Raw genomic sequence first — 18,256 nt, 5'->3', positions numbered from 1 at the left:
GGGCGATCAGGCCCGCGCTGTTCTTTCATCAGGCTCAAGGCTTTGGCGTGCGATGCACGGCCAAAACGCCCGGTCCCTGGGTGGTGGGCATGATCTCCAGCCGGTTGACATTGAAATGTGCCGGTAAGGTTGCCGCCCAATAAACTGATTCAGCGACATCTTCAGCCATCAGCGGCACCGTGTCGGCATAGACCTTGGCGGCCCGTTCCGCATCCCCCTTGAAGCGCACCAGGCTGAAGCTGGTTTCCACCATGCCGGGTTCGATGGAGGTGACGCGCACGCCCGTGCCGATCAGATCGGCCTTCAGGGCCAGACTGAACTGCGTGACGAAAGCCTTTGACGCGCAATAGACATGGCCGCCGGGATAAGGGTAGCTGCCGGCGATCGAGCTGATATTGATGACATGGCCGCGCCCCCGTTCCACCATGCCGGGCAGGACCAGTCCGGTGATGATGGCCAGCGCCTTGTCGTTGGTATCGATCATCACTTCCCAATCATCCAGATTGGCCTTATGCGCGGGCTCGGCACCCAGGGCCAGCCCAGCATTATTGATCAGCAGATCGATATCCTTGAATTCGGCGGGCAGGGCGGCCAACGCCGCTTCAACCGTCTTGCGGTCCCGCACATCCAGTTCCAGCACATGCACCGGCACATCCAGCGTATCCAGCAGGGGACGCAGCTTTTCCGGCTTGCGGGCCGTCAGGATCAATTTGGAGCCGATGGCGGCGAAACGGCGGGCAAAGGCGGCACCAAACTCACCAGTGGCACCGGTAATCAGCACGATATTGGGCCGGTGGGCGGGGGCAGGGTGGTTCATGGCGTTTCCTCGTTCCTTCAAGCGTTCAGGCGTTATCCGGGCGTTCACGGCGCTTGGCCTCCACCCACAGGGCTTCCATCTCTTCCAGACTGGCCCCTTCCGGGCTGCGGCCCTGGGCGGCAAGGCCGGCTTCCACCTGCCGGAAGCGACGGTCAAACTTGGCATTGGTGCCGCGCAAGGCGGTTTCTGGGTCGATATCCAGGCGGCGGGCGAGATTGACCAGGGCGAACAGCAGATCGCCCAATTCATCCTGCATCCGTTCCTTGGTCGGGGTGGCGGCCGTGATCTCCACCCGCAATTCGCCGATTTCCTCCTCGATCTTGTCCAGGATTTCCTCGGCGCGGGTCCAGTCGAACCCGACACGGGCGGCACGCTTTTGCAGCTTTATCGCACGGGTCAGGGCGGGCAGGCCGGCAATCACCCCGTCGAGCGCAGAGGGCGGCTTGCCACTGGCGGCGGCCTTTTCGGCGCGTTCCCGCGCCTTCAATTCCTCCCAATGGCGGACCTGATCATCCGCCGTCGCCACATTCACCTCGCCGAAAACATGGGGGTGGCGGCGGATCATCTTGTCGGCGATGTGGCCGGCAATGGCGTCAAAATCGAACAGGCCGCGTTCCTTGCCCATCTGGGCATAAAAAACGCTCTGAAACAGCAGGTCGCCCAACTCATCCTTCACCGCCATCATGTCGCCGGACTGGATAGCGTCCGCCACCTCATAGGCTTCTTCAATCGTGTGGGGGGCGATGGTGGCGAAATCCTGCTCCAAATCCCACGGGCACCCACCATTGGGATCACGCAATTTCGCCATGATATCCAGCAAGCGGGAAAGATTATCGGACATGGATCAGGTTCCGGTCGTTGACGGCGGTTTGGACCTTAGCCCGTTGCAGGCGGTCATTCCAGCAGCAGGAAATAGGTAAAAATACCAAAATAAGAAAATATTCTTAATACGCGATAAGTAAGATTATGGAAATTAAAGATAGCGGCGCGGCATAAAACCCGTTCAGCTCAGGGAAATTTCCCGCTTCTGGTCAGCGGCCCGCTGACCATTCTCAATGAGTTCCATCACCTGAATGGCTTCTTCGGGCCGAACGGGATTGTCCGCACCATGCAGAATGGCGTCCCGCAGCTTTGCGAAATACCGCAGATAATTGCCGCGTTCGGCGCTGACCGTCCGGTTCGACAGGCTGCCATCCTCGGCAACGCTGGTGATGGATGGCGGCTGATACGCCGCACCCCAGCCATCACCGCCCGGCTGCTGGCCGGCCTTCAGCGCGTCCTCCTGGCTGTCCAGCCCATAGCTGATGAAGCTGGCCTTGTCGCCATGGACGGCGAAGCGCAGGCCGCTGGCCGGTGTCAGCATGGAACCATGCAGGATTATCCGCAAACCATCAGCATAGCACAGCAGCGCGTGGAAATAATCCGGCGCCCCGTCGCCGCTGCGTTGGGTGCCGATATCGGCATAGATTGATTGCGGTGGCCCGAACAGGCAGAGCGCCTGATCGATCACATGCGGTCCCAGATCGTACCAGAGGCCGGCACCGGGCCCCGGCTTTTCCCGCCAGCGGTCGCGCACTGCCGGACGGAAGCGGTCAAAGTGGCTTTCAAACTGGGTGACGCGGCCCAGTTCCCCGGCATTGATCAATCGCTTTAAGGTAAGAAAATCACCGTCCCAGCGGCGATTATGGAAAATAGATAAAATCCGACCACATTGTTTAGCCTGGACGGCCAGCCGTTTCGCATCGTCCAGTTCCACGGTGAACGGCTTGTCGACCACCACATGCTTGCCAGCGGCCAGGGCCCGGCCGGCAAGGTCGGCATGGGTATCGTTGGGCGTGGCGATGACGATCAGGTCAATGTCGGCGGCGTCAAAGGCCATGTCCGGCGTCGGCAACAGCCGCACATCGGGCAAATGCCCCCTCACCTTCTCCGCATTGCTGGAGACAATAGCTGCCAGTTCAAGCCCGGGCGTGGCTGCAATCAAAGGGGCATGAAAGGTCTGTCCCGCATAGCCATAGCCGATAAGAGCGACCTTTAACATTGCCGGATATCCCCTTGATCTAAGGCTCAGATGACCTCGACCACCATGCCATCATAGGCGGGTTCCACACCGTCGGGCAACAGGTCACACAGCGTGTCATAATCCATCATATGGTTCATATGGGTGAGGATGGCGCGCCGGGGCCGCAACCGCTCAATCCAGGCGCGCGTGATGTCCCAATGGGCGTGAACCGGGTGTGGCGGTTCCAGCCGCACACAATCCACGATCCAGGTATCCACCCCTTCCAGAATCTCGAACGCCTCATCGCTCAACCGCACCACATCGGTGGAATAGGCAATGCGGCCGAAGCGAAATCCCAGACTATTCGAGTGACCATGATCCTGCACGAAGGGAATAATATCAATGGAACCAACACGGAACGGTTCATTGATGATGTGCGGTGTCAGCACGGGTCGGGCATAGATATTGCCGCCGGGCGGCAATGGCTTGAAACAATAATCGAACCGCTTTGTCAGGATGGCCAGCGTGTCGGCATCGGCATGAACATCCAGCGCTTTGCCGGTCAGCCAGTTGATGGCCCGCAGATCATCAATGCCATGGGCATGGTCGGCATGGGCATGGGTATAAAGCACGCCATCCAGATGCTGCACCCCGGCATCCACCAACTGTTCGCGCAAATCCGGTCCGGTATCGACCAGAATGGCGGTGGACGCATTCTCCACCAGGATGGAGGGGCGGCGGCGGCGATTGCGCGGGTTGGCCGGATCGGCCTTGCCCCAGACATTGCCGATCAACGGCACACCGGAAGAGCCACCGCAGCCCAGAATGGTGACACGCATGGCCGCCCCTTTTTCCCCCGCCGTCACGCCGCAAGCGACAGGGCGGCGGCGGGCACCTTGGTGAACAGGCGCTGGAAGTTCGCCGTCGTCACCCGTGCCAGTTCGGCCTCAGTAACGCCCTTCACCTCCGCCACATGGCGGGCGGTGTGGGCAACGAAGGCCGGCTCGTTCCGCTTGCCACGCATCGGCACCGGCGCCAAATAGGGCGCATCGGTTTCCACCAGAATGCGATCCAGTGGCACATCGGCGGCAATGGCGCGCAAATCCTCCGACTTCTTGAAGGTTACGATGCCGGATAGGGAGATATAGAAGCCCAATTCCAGAGCTTCTTCAGCCAGTTGCCGGCCGGAGCTGAAGCAATGCAGCAACCCGCGCAGCCGCCCCTGCCCCTCTTCCCGCAGGATGCGGATCGTGTCCTCATCCGCATCGCGGGTATGGACGATGATCGGCAGGTCGGTTTCCAGGCACACCCGGATATGGCGGCGGAACGCTTCCTGCTGAATGTCGCGCGGGCTCTTATCGTAGAAATAATCCAGGCCGGTTTCACCGATGCCGACAACCTTGGGATTTTCCCTGGCCAGTTCGATCAGTTTTTCAACGTCGCAAAGGGAAAATTCCTCCGCCGCCTGATGCGGATGGATGCCCAAGGTGCAATAAACATCGGGATAGGATTGAGCAACATCAAGCACTTGCCCGAATTTGCTGACATGGGTGCAGATGGAAAGCATCAAACCCACGCCGGCATCGCGGGCGCGCTGCACCACGGCATCGCGCTCCGGCGCGAAATCCGGGAAATCCAGATGGCAATGGCTGTCAACCAGCATCACTTGGTCTCCTCCGCCTCCGGCGCCACATAGCGCGGGAAGGCCGGCTGCGGGGCGGGCAGCGGCGTACCGGGCACCAGCTTGGCGGTCAGCAGATCGCCGAAGCCACGCTGATCGGCCGGGATCACCAGTTGATCCAGAATGCGGGCGCTGCTGCCCGGCATGAAGGGCTGGGTCATGATCGCCAACTGGCGGATCACATCGGCCAGATTATAGAGCACGGTGCCCAGGCGGACCTGATCGGTCTTGCGCAGGGTCCAGGGTGCCATTTCATCGACATAGCGGTTGGCATCGCCCACCACGCGCCAGATGGCATCCAGCGCCTTGTTGAAGGCCTGGTTGTTCAGTTCTGCCCGCACGCTATCCAGCATACCGGCAGCAGCACCCAGCAGGGTGTTATCCGCCTCTGTCAGCGCGTCAGGCTGGGGCACCTTGCCTTCATGGTATTTCTGGATCATGGAGAGAACGCGCTGGCACAGGTTCCCGTAATCATTGGCCAATTCGCCATTGATCCGCTGCACCATGGCACGCTTGGAGAAATCACCATCATTGCCGAAGGGGATTTCGCGCAGCAGGAAATAGCGGGTCTGGTCCAGGCCATAGGTATCCAGCAGTTCCTGCGGCTTCACCACATTGCCCAGCGACTTGGACATTTTCTCGCCTTCCACCGTCCACCAGCCATGGGCGAACACGCGGCGCGGCAGCGGCAGGCCGGCCGCCATCAGGAAGGCCGGCCAATAGACGGTGTGGAAACGCAGAATATCCTTGCCCACCATATGCAGGTCGGCCGGCCAATATCGGGCGAAATCCGTGCCCTCGCCGGTTTCCGGATAGCCGATGGCGGTGATGTAATTCACCAGCGCATCCAGCCAGACATACATAACATGTTTTTCATCGCCCGGCACCTTCACCCCCCAGTCGAAGGTGGTGCGGCTGACCGAGAGGTCGCGCAGGCCAGTCTTGACGAAGCTGATCACTTCCGACCGCTTGCCCGACGGCATGATGAAATCCGGCTGTTCCTCATAAAGCTTCAGCAGCTTTTCGCCATAGGACGCCAGCTTGAAGAAATAGCTCGGCTCTTCCACCCATTCCACCGGGGCGCCGGTGGGGGCGAAGCGCTGGCCATTGCGCTCCGTCAGCTCATCCTCGCCGTAATAGGCCTCGTCACGGACGGAGTACCAGCCCTTATAGCTGCCCAGATAGATGTCACCATTATCCAGCAGCTTCTGCCACACAGCCTGCACGGCCTTGATGTGGCGCGGTTCGGTGGTGCGGATGAAATCGGTGTTGCTGATATTCAGCAGGGCCGCCAGATCGCGGAAATTCTGGGAATTCTTGTCGGCCAGGGCCAGCGGCGTGGTGCCGAAATTCTCCGCCGATTTTTGCACCTTCTGCCCATGTTCGTCGGTGCCGGTGAGGAATTTCACATCAAACCCGTCCAGCCGCTTGAAGCGGGCCAGCACGTCGCAAGCGATCGTCGTGTAGGCGTGGCCGACATGCGGGGCGTCGTTCACGTAATAGATCGGCGTCGTGATGTAATAAGGCGCGCGCCCGGACATGGTGCTTCTCCGCAAAAAACGGCAAATCGGAAACGTTTTTCAGGCGGATGCTGCTTCGATCTGCATCAAGACGCCCATCAGGGTCTGACGCCGATCCAGGCTGGCATGATCCGCCTTGCTGAACAGATGGTTGGTGTTCTCCCACACCTCCACCCAGCGATCAAGGCGCCCGGCCCGAAGGCTCCCCTGCATCAGGCGGTGGACAAGGGCCGCTTCCCCCGGCACCACCTCCGGCGGGATGGTGCCGCGCGCGGCGGCACGCGCGATACGCCCCAGCCACCAGCCGATCAGTTCGGAAATGGCGGCCCAGCTTGCCTCATCATTGCCGCGCAGCACGGCATCAATGAAGGCATAGGCACCCAGAATATCCAGCCGGGGCAGCGTGTCGAACACGCCCAGCATGGCCTTGTAAAGATCCATGCCGCCGGCATGATGCAACTCCAGCGCCTTGCCCACCGAGCCTTCACCCAAGCGGGCAAGGGCTGTGCGGTCACCATCGGCCATATCAGGCTGATAGCGGAACAGCAGGCTTTTCACCTGCGCCTCGCTCAGCGGCTCCAGCATCAGCTTGCGGGTGCGCGACCGGATGGTCGGCAGCATGGCGCCGACATTATCCGCCACCAGCAGGATCAAAGTCTTGGGCGGCGGTTCTTCCAGAATTTTCAGGATGGCGTTCTGGCCGCTGGTGTTCAACTGGTCAGCGCCATCCACGATCACCACGCGCCATCCCCCTTCTGCGGAGGTCAGGTGCAGGAAGGGGGCGATCTTGCGTACCTCATCCACCGGCAGGTCGCGCTTATAGCGTTTACGCTTTTCGTCCCAGGTCCGCTGAATGGTCAGCAGGTCGGCATGACCGCTGGCGGCGATCCGGCGACAGGCCGGGTGCTCTGGATCGACATTCAGGCTGGTGGGCGTGGGCGGCGGGCCGAACAGGCCGCCATCCGCTTCCCCCGGCAAACCCTTGACCAGCACGAAACGGGCCATACGATAGGCCAGCGTCGCCTTGCCGACACCCGGCGGCCCGCCGATCAGCCAAGCATGATGCATCCGACCGGAATTCCAGCTTTCCAGCAACAAGGCCTGGGCAGCGGAATGGCCTTCCAGATGGGTATTGCGACGCGGATGATAGGTCTCCGCGTCGAACGGGGTTTCCGCGCTCACCGCAGGCCCCCCAGCCGGTCCCGCACGGTCTGGCGGATGGCGGCCTGGATAGCATCAATGCCTTGGGCAGCGTCGATGATGGCGCAGCGTTCCGGCTCGGCCGCTGCGATGGCGAGATATCCCGCGCGCAGACGCCGATGGAAATCCAGCTTCATCTGCTCGTACCGGTCCTCCCCGCCATTGCGGGCGGCGGCACGGGCAAGACCGATGGCGGGATCAATATCCAGAATCAGGGTCAGGTCGGGCTGGGTCTCCCCGACCGCAATCCCCCGCAACTGTGCCAGCAACGCCTTGTCCAGCCCATGCCCATCGCCCTGATAGGCACTGGTGCTGTCGGCGAAGCGGTCGCACAGCACCCATTGCCCATGCTCCAATGCCGGCAGAATGGTCCGTTGCACATGGTCATAGCGGGCGGCAGACAGCAGCAAAGCTTCGCTGACCGGCAGCCAGCGGCCAACATCGCCATTGACCAGCAGGTTGCGGATGGCCTCCGCCCCCGGTGAACCGCCGGGTTCACGGGTGGTCACCACCTGCCGGCCATCGACGCGCAACGCCTCGGCCAGCAGGCGGATCTGGGTGGATTTGCCTGCCCCTTCGCCGCCTTCCAGGGTGATGAAGCGGCCGCGTTCAGCCATGTTACGGGGCCTTTGCCGGTTCCGCCGCCGGCGCGGCGGCGGGCTTGGCCGGCCCGAACAGCATATGGGAGGCGGCAGCGGCCACACGACCGAACAGGCCCAGACGTTCCACATCGGCCGCCGCCACCAGCGGCACCTCCAGCGTCGGGAAATCTGGTGCCGTCACCTTCAGGGTGGCCAGCTTGGTGCCCTTGGCCACGGGTGCCGCCACCGGCGCATCGGCCACCAGCGTCACCTTCATCAGGCGGCGCTGTTCATGGGTCAGGGTGATTTTCATCTGGCTCTGCACGGTCAGCGGCACGGTTTCCGCCTGCCCCAGCCAGACGGGCAGGTTGTCCACCACCTCCCCTGCCTTGAACAGGGTGTAATTGTCAAATTCGCGCCAGCCCCATTCCAGCAGGCGGGCGCTTTCATCGGCGCGGGCCTGCATGTTGGGCAGGCCATTCACCACCAGGACAAGCCGGCGCTCATTACGCTTGCCGGTGGCGATCAGGCCATAGCCGGCAATATCGGTATGGCCGGTCTTCATGCCGTCCACCCCCATATTGCGATAGAGCAGCGGATTGCGGTTGCCCTGCTTGATGCCGTGATAGGTGAATTCCTGTTCCGAATAATAATGGAAATATTCGGGGAAGTCCCGGATCAGCCGGACAGCCAAGGTGGAAAGGTCACGCGCGGTGGAATGATGATCTGGGTCCGGCCAACCTGATGCGTTCGTCAGGTTGGTGTTGTTCATGCCCAGTTCCTTCATCCGCTTGTTCATGGCGGTGGCGAAGGCCTGCTCCGTCCCGGACAAGCCCTCGGCCAGCACCACGCAGGCATCATTGCCGGACTGGATGATCATGCCGCGGATCAGGTCTTCGACCTTGATGCTGTTGCCCAGCTCCACGAACATCTTGGAGCCCTGGACCTTCCAGGCGCGTTCCGACACCGGCAGCGTGTCGTCCAGCTTCATCCGGCCTTCTTTCAGCCGTTCGAATACCATGTAGGCCGTGGCGACCTTGGACATGGAGGAGGTTGGCATCTGCTCGTCGGCATTTTTCTCAAACAGGACTGTGCCTGTATCTGCGTCCAGCAGAATCGCCTCCCGGGCGATTGTGTCCAGGCTGGCCGCCATTGCCGGCGTGGCTGCGGCGGTGAACAGGAAGGCCACCGCCACCCGGCGGACAGCGCCCTTCATCCGACGTGCGAACCGAAATTCCATGGTATTCCGCTAACCCTTTGTCTGCGTAAAGCGACACCGGGGGCGCTTCATGCGCCCGGTACCGGCATAATGACGGCACAACACGGTGAATGCCACCCCTAGAACGCCGCAGGAGTGGATACAAGCGTCGCGCCTGCCGATACCAGGAGCCATGGATCATGGCTCCTGGTCATTACAAGTTCCCTCAAGCGCCGGGCGGCGGCATCCGCCGCCTTGGCTTGCGCGGGCATGGGCCCGCGGTCGCTGGCCTCCAAGGGTCATTAGGCATGACCCTTGGGGTTACCGCTTAATCGACGATGATGCGCGCACCATTGGTGCCGGTCTGCAGCACCTGGGCCAGCACCTGATCGGCCCGGTCAACATTCTCGAACGGGCCGACGCGGACGCGGAAGAACTGCGTATCGCCCACCATCGCCGACGAGATGTTGGTGGGGGAGATGGAGTTCAAGCGCGCCCGCAGCTTGTTGGCATTATCATAGATGGTGAAGGAGCCCGCCTGCACATAGATGCGCTGCGGCCCCGGCGGCACCGGCTTCTGTTCCACCACGGGGGCCGGCATGAAGCGGCCGTCATCCGTGGTGCTGCCGGCCACGGTGACCGGCGGGGCGACATTGCGTGACGGGGTCGGCTTCGGCGGCGGCAGGGGGGCGCCTTCCACCGTCACCTTGGGCCGGGGGGCGGCCTGCGGCACCGGGCCGCCATCGGGGGAACCGGCCACCTGGGTGCCACCGGCATTCATCGCCGCCGCCGCGATGGCGCGGCTTTCTTCGGCCAGAATCTCCACCCGCACCTTGGCGGTGCCCTTCTGGTCAAACCCCAGCAACTGGGCGCCACGGCGCGACATATCGATGATGCGGCCGGGCACGAAGGGACCGCGATCATTGATGCGCACTACGATGGAACGGCCATTTTCCAGATTGGTCACGCGCACCAAGCTGGGCATCGGCAGCGTCTGGTGGGCCGCCGTCAGCTCATTCTCATTATAGGCCTCGCCATTGGCGGTGGCCTTGGTATGGAAACCGGGGCCATACCAGCTGGCAATGCCGGTCTGGTTATAGCTGTAATCGACCTGCGGATAATACCAGACCCCTTCGATCTGATAGGGGGTGCCAACCTTATAGGTGCCGCCCGGCGTCGGGCTGGCAGATGAGGCGGGGGCACCTGCCTGCTGGGGTGCGGTGGGCGGCGGCTTGGAGGCGCAGGCCGAAAGGCCGGCCATCGTCACGCTAAACAACACCCATTTTACCACATTTGCCCGCGACATGCCGCTCTGTCCCCAACCGATTGTGGCGGCACACTACATCAAGTCAAACGCCCGCGCCAATATGGTCGGCGAGAATTCCCACCGCTGTTGCGAAATAAGTCGAGCGGTTCCAGTCCATGATGGTGCGATAATTCTCATAGACAAGATAGGCCTTGCCGCCGGGGCCGTCGGGCAGCACCAGGGACGCGGAAAGGGAGGCTGCCGGCAGCGGTTTACCATTCATCTGTCGCACACCGCGCTTGGCCCAGACGGACAGGGGCTGCGCCTTATCGAATCCGGTCCAGCCGGCAGCGGCATTGCCTTTCGGCAATTTCACCTCCCGCCCCCAAGTCTGATCCATCCGCCAGCCGACTTTGGAGAGATAATTGGCGGCAGACGCAAAGACATCGGCCGGCGTGCCCCAGATGTCGCGCCGGCCATCGCCATTGAAATCCTGGGCATAGCGCAGAAAGCTGCTGGGCATGAACTGGCTCTGCCCCATGGCACCGGCCCAGGAACCCAGCATCCGGTCGGCCGTGATATGGCCCTCATCGATGATCTGCAGCGCCTCCAGCAATTCCTTGCGGAAATAGGCGCTGCGCCTGCCATCATAGGCCAGGGTCGCCAGGGCATCGACCACCTTGAAGCCGCCCATATTGCGGCCGAAATCCGTCTCCATCCCCCACAGCGCCACGATGAAGCGGGGTTGCACGCCGTATTGCCGCCCCACCTTCTCCAGCAGGGCATGATGGGTGCGGTAAAGTTCGCGGGCCTTGGCGATCCGCTGCTTTGTCACCGTGCGGGATAGATAGGTATCAAAGCTGATGGTCCGTTCCGGCTGTTTGGCATCCAGTTCCAGGATGCGGGGAATCGGGGCAATCCCGGTCAGTGCCAGCTCAAGGGTAGGGGCAGAGATGCCTTTGGTCACCGCCTCCTGCCGCAGCGTTTCCAGCCATTGCGGGAAATCCACCGCTGGCGTCGCCTTGCCGACCACCGGCAACAGCGAAAGGCCAAGTGCGAGCAGCCATGCGGCGGCCCGTCCGGTGCGGCGCGTGGATATGCTGTCGGTCAAGGCGCTGGCTCCCATTCTGCCGTCGGCCCTCTGTTTTGGCACGCGGCTGCACGCAAAAGCAACCAGAGCACAAGGGGCCAAGAGGGGGTAAGACGGTCAGGGGGCCGGGAACAGGGCAGAGGTACGGCCGGACAGCCAATAGACGATCAAGCCGCGATATTCATAGGCCGCACGTTCCAGCATCGACAGATTATCGGACAGGTTCAAGCCGAAGCGCCATCGTTCCGACCGGTTGGCCCCATAGCTGACCGGGTAGGGCACGACATCGATGCCCACCTTACGGAAAATGCCCACGGACCGCGGCATGTGGGCGGCGGAGGTGACCAGCAGCACGCGGCCACCCGGCGGCACCAATAGTTGGCTGTTGACGGCATTTTCCCAGGTATTACGGGAGGTTCCTTCCAGCCGCACCCGGTCCATATCCACGCCTAAATCGGCCAGCAGGGCGGCGGCCACCGGGGCTTCCCGCGCGTCGGGTTCGCGTGGGTCGCCACTGCCGCCACTGAAAATCACCGGAATATCCGGATAATGCCGCATCAGCCCCGGTACCACCGTCAGCCGCTCCGCCTCCTGGTTCAGCTGGGGGGCGCCATGCTCCATTGAGCCGATGGGGCCGACGGCCCCCCCCAGCACGATGATGGCATCGATTCCGCTCGGCGGGGTGACGGGGGCCGGGAAGCGCTGTTCCAGGGGCAGCAGCACCCAGGTTGCCAAGGGCGTGACCATGATCAGGGTCAGCAACAGCGCCGCCAGGGCCAGAAGCCACCGTCCCAGCGCCCGCCCGGCCAGCATCAGCAGAAAGCCGGCCAAGGCCAGCAAGCCGATGATATTGCCCGGTGCCGTCAATGCCGCCAGCAGTTTCCCCAGCTCAAATCCCATCGCCAATGCCCTTCCCTGCTTTCAGATGATCCGTGCCCATACCGCACCGCTGCCAAAGAATTGAAGCAAATGTCCCTAATCCTGGTTCCAAATCGATGGCAATTGTGAAAATATGCTGTGGATAACCTGATGAGAGTCAGGGGTGTGGGGTTGCCATGTGTTTCCCAATGGGGATGGGGGAAGCGTTCGGTATGTTCAGCGAATTTTGGAACATATTCGTCACGGGCGCTGAACCGGAAACATTGATATACTGGTCTAACATGGAGCCATGTTTCCCTTGCCACCCCATCTATACCGTTGCCCGTTTTTCGGAATATTGACGTCGTGACATTACCCAACATCATGACGCCGGCGGAAACTCCGGCCGTGAAATCTTCCGCCCGTGATGCGGTTACGGGCCTGTGGGAGATGCGGCCCTTCATTTCCCAAGTTGATCAAATCCTTCATGATCATCAGGGACGGCTGATCGCCGGCCTGCTGGTCATTGAAATCGAACGGATGCATCAGCTGTTCCAGGTGCATGGCCAGGGGGCGCTGGATTATGCCATGGCCTTGCTGGTGGAGCGGTTATTGCCGGCCTGTGGCCCCCAGGACCTGATCTGCCGTTTTGCGCAGACCCAGTTCGCCATTTTCCTGCCCGGGCTGGATCATGCCGGCAAGGCCTTGTTCGCGGCCTCCGCCATTGCCAATAATATGGCCGCGCCGATCATCATCGAAGGTCGGCAATTGCATGTTTCGGCCAAGATGGGGGTCGCGGTTTCCCCCAATGATGCCACCGATGGTGCCAGCTTGATCCGCAATGCCTGTGTCGCCCTGCGGCAGGCGGTGGCATCAGGAACCACCAGCTATCTGCATTTCACCCGCACCATGCAGGATGATCTGCGCGACAAGCTGGATCTGGAGGATGCCTTGCGGCTGGCCATGCAGGAAGGCCAGCTGAGTGTGCATTACCAGCCCAAGGTCGCCATCGCCGGCGGCCATGCCATCGGGGGGGAGGCGCTGCTGCGCTGGCGTCACCCAGTGCGGGGCATGATCCCGCCCGGTACTTTCATCCCTACGGCGGAGGAAACTGGCCTGATCGTCCCCATCGGCGAATGGGTGTTGCGCCAGGCCATCAACCAGATCAAGGCGTGGCTGGACCAGGGGCTGCCGCCCATCCAGATTGCTGTCAATGTGTCGGAACGCCAGTTCCGTTGGGGGCACCTGCCGGCCCTGATTGATGTGTTGCTGGCGGAAAGCGGTATCCCGCCGCATCTGCTGCAGCTGGAAATTACCGAAACCATCCTGCCGGCCGATCTTGACGGTGCCTTGCAGCAGATGCGCTGGATTGCCGATCGTGGGGTGGCGCTGGCGCTGGATGATTTCGGCACCGGCTATTCCTCCCTCTCCTATCTGCGGGAATTGCCGCTGGACTGCCTGAAGGTGGATCGGCAGTTCGTCATGGATATGGAGCATGACCAGTCCACCCGTCATATTGTGGAAGCCATTGTCGCCATGGCCCAGGCCATGGATCTGAAGGTGGTGGCGGAGGGGATTGAGACACTGGCACAGTGGGAAATCCTGCAGCGGCTGGGGGTGGAGGAAGGCCAGGGCTATCTATTCGCCCGCCCCATGCCGGCCGAGGATTTCGCCGCCTATATCCGCAATGGCGGGCCGCAGTCTAAAAATTAAAGCAGCATCAGCGTTGCCAGACCCAGGAAGGCCAGGAATCCCACCACATCGGTCACAGTGGTGAGGAAGACACCCGATGCCACGGCTGGATCAACCCGCATACGGTCCAGCACAAAGGGGATCAGGGCGCCGAACAGCCCGGCGCAGAACAGGTTCACCACCATGGCGCAGGCAATCACCACGCCGAGCAAGGGTTGGCCAAACCAGATATAAGCGATGACGCCGATAATGCCGGCCAGGGCACAGCCATTCAACAGGCCTACCAGCACTTCCTTGCCGATCACACGGGTGGCGTTGGCCGGTGTCAGTTCCTTGGTCGCCAAGGCGCGGACTGCCACGGTCAGTGTCTGTGTCCCAGCATTGCCGCCCATGCTGGCGACGATGGGCATCAGCACGGCTAGCGCCACCAGATGCGAAATGGTAACGGAGAACAGGTTGATCACCATGGCCGCCAGCAGCGCCGTCACCACATTGACGGCCAGCCAGCGGAAGCGGGAGCGCGCAGTGGCCAGCACGGCGCGGTAGAAGTCATCCTCCCCGACGCCGCCCATGGCCAGCATGTCGGCCTCCGCCTCCTCCTCGATCACGTCCACCACGTCATCGACGGTGATGACACCCAGCAGACGGCCGCCCTTATCCACCACAGGGGCAGACACCAGTCCGTAATTGCGGAACAGACGGGCCACCTCTTCCTGGTCCATGGTGGCGGGGATGCGGTGGATATCCTCATGCAGGATTTCGTTCAGCTTCACCCCGCGCCGGGCCCGCAGCACGCGTGACAGGGGGACTGTACCCACCACCCGATGCATCGGATCGACGATGAAAATATCGTAGAATTGTTCGGGTACATGGCTGTCATCGGCGGTGGCAGCGGCGCGCAGATAATCAAGCAAACCACCGACCGTCCAGAATTCTGGGACGGAAACAAATTCCCGCCCCATCAGGCGACCGGCGGAGAATTCCGGATAGGTCAGCCCTTCCTCGACCAGTGCCCTGGCCTCGGGCGGCAGGTTGGACAGGATTTCAGCCTGCGCCTCTTCATCCAGATCCTGGATGACGTCGATGGCGTCGTCGGTATCCAGTTCGGCAACGGCAGCAGCCAGGGCCTTCGGCTCCAACTGCTCCACCACCTCTTCACGCAGATCGACGGAGAGATAGGCCAGGATTTCGGCGTCGAAGCTGGGGCGCAGCAGCGCCACCAGCTCGACACGCCGTTCATCGTCGGCCTGCTCCAGCAGGTCGGCGACGTCGGACGGGTGCAGGTCCGCCAGCATTGTGGCAGCGCCCTGCATATCGCCAGCCTCCATCAACGCGATGACGGCCAGCCGTTCACTTTCCCCGGCATCGCCATCATCAGCGATGACGTGCCGGGGGTCACCATGCGGCCGATCTGAAGGTGGGCGATCGGCCGGAGACATCATGCGGCACCTGCGGGGTTATGAACCTGCGCATCAATGACGGCCAGGGCCGACATGTTGACGATACCGCGCACCGTCACCGACGGGGTGAGGATGTGGGCCGGCTTGGCCGCCCCCAGCAGCACCGGCCCCACGGCCAGACCATCGCCCAGCACCTTCAACAGGTTGAAGGAGACGTTGGCGCTGTCACGGTCGGGCATGACCATCAGGTTGGCACTGCCCTGCAGGCGGCTGTTGGGGAAAATGCGGCTGCGGATTTCCGGGCTGATCGCCGCATCCGCGTGCATTTCGCCTTCCACCTCCAGATCGCCACAACGAGCACGGATGGCCTGCAGCGCTTCCCGCATCTTCAGGGCCGCCGTATCATTATGGCTGCCGAAGCTGGAATGCGACAGCAGGGCCACCTTCGGCGTCAGACCGAAACGCCGCACCTCTTCCGCTGCCAGCTCGGTGATTTCCGCCAGATCGGCGGCCGTCGGGTTGGCATTCACATAGGTATCGGTGAGGAAGAAGGTACCGCGATTGAGGATCAGCACCGACAGGGCCGCCATGACGCGGGCCCCCTGCTTCTTGCCGATCACGTCATTCACATGCTTCATGTGCCAGTCATAAAGGCCGACCGTGCCGCAGACCAGGGCGTCCGCCTCCCCCTTCTCCACCATCAGCGCACCGATCACGGTGGTGTTGGTGCGCACCACCTGGCGGGCGCGGTCGGGGGAAACGCCGTTACGTTCCATCTTGCGATGGTAGGTCTGCCAATAATCGTTATAGGCGGGGTCGTTCTGCGGGTCGATCAGGCGCACATTCTCGCCCAGGCGCAGACGCAGCCCCAGCTTTTCGATGCGGCGGGCCACCACTTCGCGGCGGCCGATCAGGATCGGCTGGGCGATACCATCTTCCAGCACCTGCTGCGCGGCGCGCAACACCCGTTCCTCTTCGCCCTCGGCATAGGCGATGCGGCGCGGATCGGCCTTGGCCTTGGCGAAGACCGGCTTCATCAGCAGGCCGGAGCGGAAGACGAACTGACCCAGCTGTTCGCGGTAGGCGTCGAAATCCTGGATCGGACGGGTGGCGACACCGCTATCCATGGCCGCCTGGGCCACAGCCGGAGCGATTTCCAGGATCAGGCGCGGGTCGAACGGGCGCGGGATCAGATATTCCGGGCCAAAGCTCGGCGGGGCCTCGCCATAGGCCATGGCCACCACATCATGCACCTCTGCCTGGGCCAGACGGGCAATGGCGTTGACGGCGGCGATCTTCATCGCCTCGTTGATGGTGGTGGCGCCCACATCCAAGGCACCCCGGAAGATGAAGGGGAAGCAGAGGACGTTATTGACCTGATTGGGGAAATCCGACCGGCCGGTGCCGACGATGGCATCGGGCCGCACGGCCTTCACCTCATCCGGCATGATTTCCGGGGTGGGGTTGGCCAGCGCCATGACGATGGGGTGCGGCCCCATCTTCTTCACCATATCCTGCGTCAGCACGCGCGGGGCGGACAGGCCCAGGAACACATCGGCATCGCCAATGATATCGTCCAGGGTGCGGGCATTGGTCGGCTTGGCGTAACGGGCCTTGCGCGGGTCCATCAGCTCGGTGCGGCCTTCATAGACCACGCCCTTGATGTCGTTGACCCAGACATTTTCCACCGGCAGGCCCATATCGACCAGCAGGTCCAGACAGGCCAGGGCCGCCGCACCGGCACCGGAGCAGACCAGCTTGACGGTGGAGAAATCCCGCCCCGTCAGCTTCAGCGCGTTGGTGATGGCGGCGGCAACGATGATGGCGGTACCATGCTGATCGTCATGGAAGACCGGAATCTTCATGCGGTCGCGGAGCTGCTTCTCCACATAGAAGCATTCCGGCGCCTTGATATCTTCCAGGTTGATGCCACCGAAGGTCGGCTCCAGCGCGGCGATGACATCGACCAGCTTGTCCGGGTCTTTCTCGTTGATCTCGATATCAAAGACATCGATACCGGCGAACTTCTTGAACAGAACGCCCTTGCCTTCCATGACCGGCTTGGAGGCCAGCGGCCCGATATCACCCAGGCCCAACACGGCGGTGCCGTTGGTGATCACGGCCACCAGATTGCCACGGCTGGTATATTTCGCGGCGTTGGCCTCGTCTTCGACGATGGCCTCACAGGCATGGGCCACGCCGGGCGAATAGGCCAGCGCCAGATCGCGCTGGGTGGCCAGCGGCTTGGTCGGGGTAACGGCAATCTTACCGGGCGTCGGCAACCGGTGATAATCAAGGGCCGCATCACGAAAGGCGTCGGTCATTTCCTAACTTGCTCCCAGCAACCGTAACGGAGGGTCTTTGCGGATTGTTTTTCTTTGGTCGCTAGTTAGGCTGTTCCGGGTGCGGCTGTCCAGTCTGTGGCGCTTGCGGCGGGCGTGGACCTGCCCCCCGCCCGCCGCGCCGATGCCGCGTTACTCATGCGCTGGTATTCACCTGCGACGCTGCCCAGCGCTGTTCCTGGGTCAAGCCACCATAGCCATAGGCATGTCCATCGACGGCATGGACCAGCACATAGCTTTCCGGATGCAGCGGCCCCAGCAATTCCGCCATGCCGGCAAAGGCCGCCCGCACGAAGCGCGCCGTTTCTGCCTTGAGATTGGTGCCGGCGGTTATCTTGATATCCAGCCAGAAGGCAGCAAGGCCGGCATCTGTCGGCCGCTGGCCGGCAATGTACCAGCCGGCGGGATCCGCCGGCTCCACCAAAACAGCGGTAACGCCCTTATCCTTGCCCAGATGCTCGGCAGCCCAACCGGCCGCAGCCCCGGCAATGGCGGCCCGATGATCGGGGCCCCCGGTTGCCGGCTCCACATAACGAATGGTGATCATTGGCATCGCTTGCTCCCATTTCTCCTTGGTGATGGCGAGATTATGGCGCGACACCCATCATACTGGAATGATATGATTTACA

General features: G+C 62.2%; 16 protein-coding genes. 1 reads left to right on the top strand and 15 read right to left on the bottom strand.

Annotated features, from left to right (window positions below; translation table 11 throughout):
• Window positions 1–34: 34 nt before the first annotated feature.
• The 12 genes from CHB97_RS05155 to CHB97_RS05100 all read right to left on the bottom strand — a co-directional run bounded on the left by CHB97_RS05155 (window position 35) and on the right by CHB97_RS05100 (window position 12,235).
• Window positions 35–817, bottom strand: a complete 783-nt coding sequence (locus CHB97_RS05155) for an SDR family NAD(P)-dependent oxidoreductase (RefSeq protein WP_089286807.1) — start codon at window positions 815–817, stop codon at window positions 35–37.
• 25 nt (window positions 818–842) lie between these two features.
• On the bottom strand, window positions 843–1,658 hold the full coding sequence (mazG, locus tag CHB97_RS05150; protein ID WP_089286806.1) for a nucleoside triphosphate pyrophosphohydrolase: 816 nt from the start codon (window positions 1,656–1,658) through the stop codon (window positions 843–845).
• A gap of 162 nt (window positions 1,659–1,820) precedes the next feature.
• A complete protein-coding gene (locus CHB97_RS05145) occupies window positions 1,821–2,858 on the bottom strand; it encodes an oxidoreductase (RefSeq protein ID WP_089286805.1) in 1,038 nt (345 codons plus the stop codon).
• Between the two features lie 26 nt (window positions 2,859–2,884).
• Window positions 2,885–3,658 (bottom strand): MBL fold metallo-hydrolase, encoded by a 774-nt coding sequence (locus CHB97_RS05140; RefSeq protein WP_089286804.1) that lies wholly within the window; start codon window positions 3,656–3,658, stop codon window positions 2,885–2,887.
• Window positions 3,659–3,681: 23 nt separating this feature from the next.
• Window positions 3,682–4,482, bottom strand: a complete 801-nt coding sequence (locus tag CHB97_RS05135) for a TatD family hydrolase (protein WP_089286803.1) — start codon at window positions 4,480–4,482, stop codon at window positions 3,682–3,684.
• Complete coding sequence (gene metG, locus CHB97_RS05130) at window positions 4,482–6,041, bottom strand: methionine--tRNA ligase (protein ID WP_089286802.1); 1,560 nt, start codon at window positions 6,039–6,041, stop codon at window positions 4,482–4,484. The genes CHB97_RS05135 and metG overlap by 1 nt, the downstream gene beginning before the upstream one ends.
• Window positions 6,042–6,080: 39 nt before the next feature.
• Window positions 6,081–7,202 (bottom strand): DNA polymerase III subunit delta', encoded by a 1,122-nt coding sequence (locus tag CHB97_RS05125; protein WP_089286801.1) that lies wholly within the window; start codon window positions 7,200–7,202, stop codon window positions 6,081–6,083.
• Window positions 7,199–7,837, bottom strand: a complete 639-nt coding sequence (gene tmk / locus CHB97_RS05120) for a dTMP kinase (RefSeq protein ID WP_089286800.1) — start codon at window positions 7,835–7,837, stop codon at window positions 7,199–7,201. The genes CHB97_RS05125 and tmk overlap by 4 nt, the downstream gene beginning before the upstream one ends.
• 1 nt (window position 7,838) lies before the next feature.
• The gene (locus CHB97_RS05115; RefSeq protein WP_089286799.1) at window positions 7,839–9,041 is read right to left on the bottom strand and encodes a D-alanyl-D-alanine carboxypeptidase family protein; all 1,203 of its coding nucleotides are present in this window, start codon (window positions 9,039–9,041) and stop codon (window positions 7,839–7,841) included.
• A 286-nt stretch (window positions 9,042–9,327) separates the two neighbouring features.
• On the bottom strand, window positions 9,328–10,305 hold the full coding sequence (locus tag CHB97_RS05110; protein ID WP_089286798.1) for a septal ring lytic transglycosylase RlpA family protein: 978 nt from the start codon (window positions 10,303–10,305) through the stop codon (window positions 9,328–9,330).
• A gap of 43 nt (window positions 10,306–10,348) precedes the next feature.
• A complete protein-coding gene (locus CHB97_RS05105; protein ID WP_244559390.1) occupies window positions 10,349–11,356 on the bottom strand; it encodes a lytic transglycosylase domain-containing protein in 1,008 nt (335 codons plus the stop codon).
• 96 nt (window positions 11,357–11,452) lie between these two features.
• On the bottom strand, window positions 11,453–12,235 hold the full coding sequence (locus CHB97_RS05100) for a YdcF family protein (RefSeq protein WP_089286796.1): 783 nt from the start codon (window positions 12,233–12,235) through the stop codon (window positions 11,453–11,455).
• A gap of 366 nt (window positions 12,236–12,601) precedes the next feature.
• Between CHB97_RS05100 and CHB97_RS05095 the strand changes: the two genes are divergently transcribed.
• Window positions 12,602–13,906 carry a bifunctional diguanylate cyclase/phosphodiesterase gene (locus tag CHB97_RS05095; protein WP_160105575.1) on the top strand — a complete coding sequence of 435 codons (1,305 nt, stop codon included), beginning with the start codon at window positions 12,602–12,604 and terminating at the stop codon, window positions 13,904–13,906.
• Here CHB97_RS05095 and mgtE read toward each other — a convergent pair.
• From mgtE to CHB97_RS05080, 3 genes are all read right to left on the bottom strand, one after another.
• Window positions 13,903–15,327: a magnesium transporter gene (gene mgtE, locus CHB97_RS05090; RefSeq protein WP_089286794.1), complete on the bottom strand. Its 1,425-nt coding sequence runs from the start codon at window positions 15,325–15,327 to the stop codon at window positions 13,903–13,905. The genes CHB97_RS05095 and mgtE overlap by 4 nt on opposite strands.
• Window positions 15,324–17,609: an NADP-dependent malic enzyme gene (locus CHB97_RS05085; protein WP_089286793.1), complete on the bottom strand. Its 2,286-nt coding sequence runs from the start codon at window positions 17,607–17,609 to the stop codon at window positions 15,324–15,326. The genes mgtE and CHB97_RS05085 overlap by 4 nt, the downstream gene beginning before the upstream one ends.
• Before the next feature lie 154 nt (window positions 17,610–17,763).
• Window positions 17,764–18,180, bottom strand: coding sequence for a tautomerase family protein (locus CHB97_RS05080; RefSeq protein ID WP_089286792.1), 417 nt, complete (start codon window positions 18,178–18,180; stop codon window positions 17,764–17,766).
• Window positions 18,181–18,256 lie beyond the last annotated feature (76 nt).

The organism is Azospirillum sp. RU38E, from assembly GCF_900188385.1.
Classification (GTDB): domain Bacteria; phylum Pseudomonadota; class Alphaproteobacteria; order Azospirillales; family Azospirillaceae; genus Niveispirillum.
Note: the sequence above shows the minus strand (reverse complement) of the source record. Positions and strands in the feature narration are given on the sequence as shown.

Bases quoted from the DNA above. Each gene is read 5' to 3' on its own strand.
- CHB97_RS05155 (WP_089286807.1), bottom strand. From the start codon at position 817: ATGAACCACCCTGCCCCCGCCCACCGGCCCAATATCGTGCTGATTACC.
- mazG (WP_089286806.1), bottom strand. From the start codon at position 1,658: ATGTCCGATAATCTTTCCCGCTTGCTGGATATCATGGCGAAATTGCGT.
- CHB97_RS05145 (WP_089286805.1), bottom strand. From the start codon at position 2,858: ATGTTAAAGGTCGCTCTTATCGGCTATGGCTATGCGGGACAGACCTTT.
- CHB97_RS05140 (WP_089286804.1), bottom strand. From the start codon at position 3,658: ATGCGTGTCACCATTCTGGGCTGCGGTGGCTCTTCCGGTGTGCCGTTG.
- CHB97_RS05135 (WP_089286803.1), bottom strand. From the start codon at position 4,482: ATGCTGGTTGACAGCCATTGCCATCTGGATTTCCCGGATTTCGCGCCG.
- metG (WP_089286802.1), bottom strand. From the start codon at position 6,041: ATGTCCGGGCGCGCGCCTTATTACATCACGACGCCGATCTATTACGTG.
- tmk (WP_089286800.1), bottom strand. From the start codon at position 7,837: ATGGCTGAACGCGGCCGCTTCATCACCCTGGAAGGCGGCGAAGGGGCA.
- CHB97_RS05115 (WP_089286799.1), bottom strand. From the start codon at position 9,041: ATGGAATTTCGGTTCGCACGTCGGATGAAGGGCGCTGTCCGCCGGGTG.
- CHB97_RS05110 (WP_089286798.1), bottom strand. From the start codon at position 10,305: ATGTCGCGGGCAAATGTGGTAAAATGGGTGTTGTTTAGCGTGACGATG.
- CHB97_RS05100 (WP_089286796.1), bottom strand. From the start codon at position 12,235: ATGGGATTTGAGCTGGGGAAACTGCTGGCGGCATTGACGGCACCGGGC.
- mgtE (WP_089286794.1), bottom strand. From the start codon at position 15,327: ATGATGTCTCCGGCCGATCGCCCACCTTCAGATCGGCCGCATGGTGAC.
- CHB97_RS05085 (WP_089286793.1), bottom strand. From the start codon at position 17,609: ATGACCGACGCCTTTCGTGATGCGGCCCTTGATTATCACCGGTTGCCG.
- CHB97_RS05080 (WP_089286792.1), bottom strand. From the start codon at position 18,180: ATGCCAATGATCACCATTCGTTATGTGGAGCCGGCAACCGGGGGCCCC.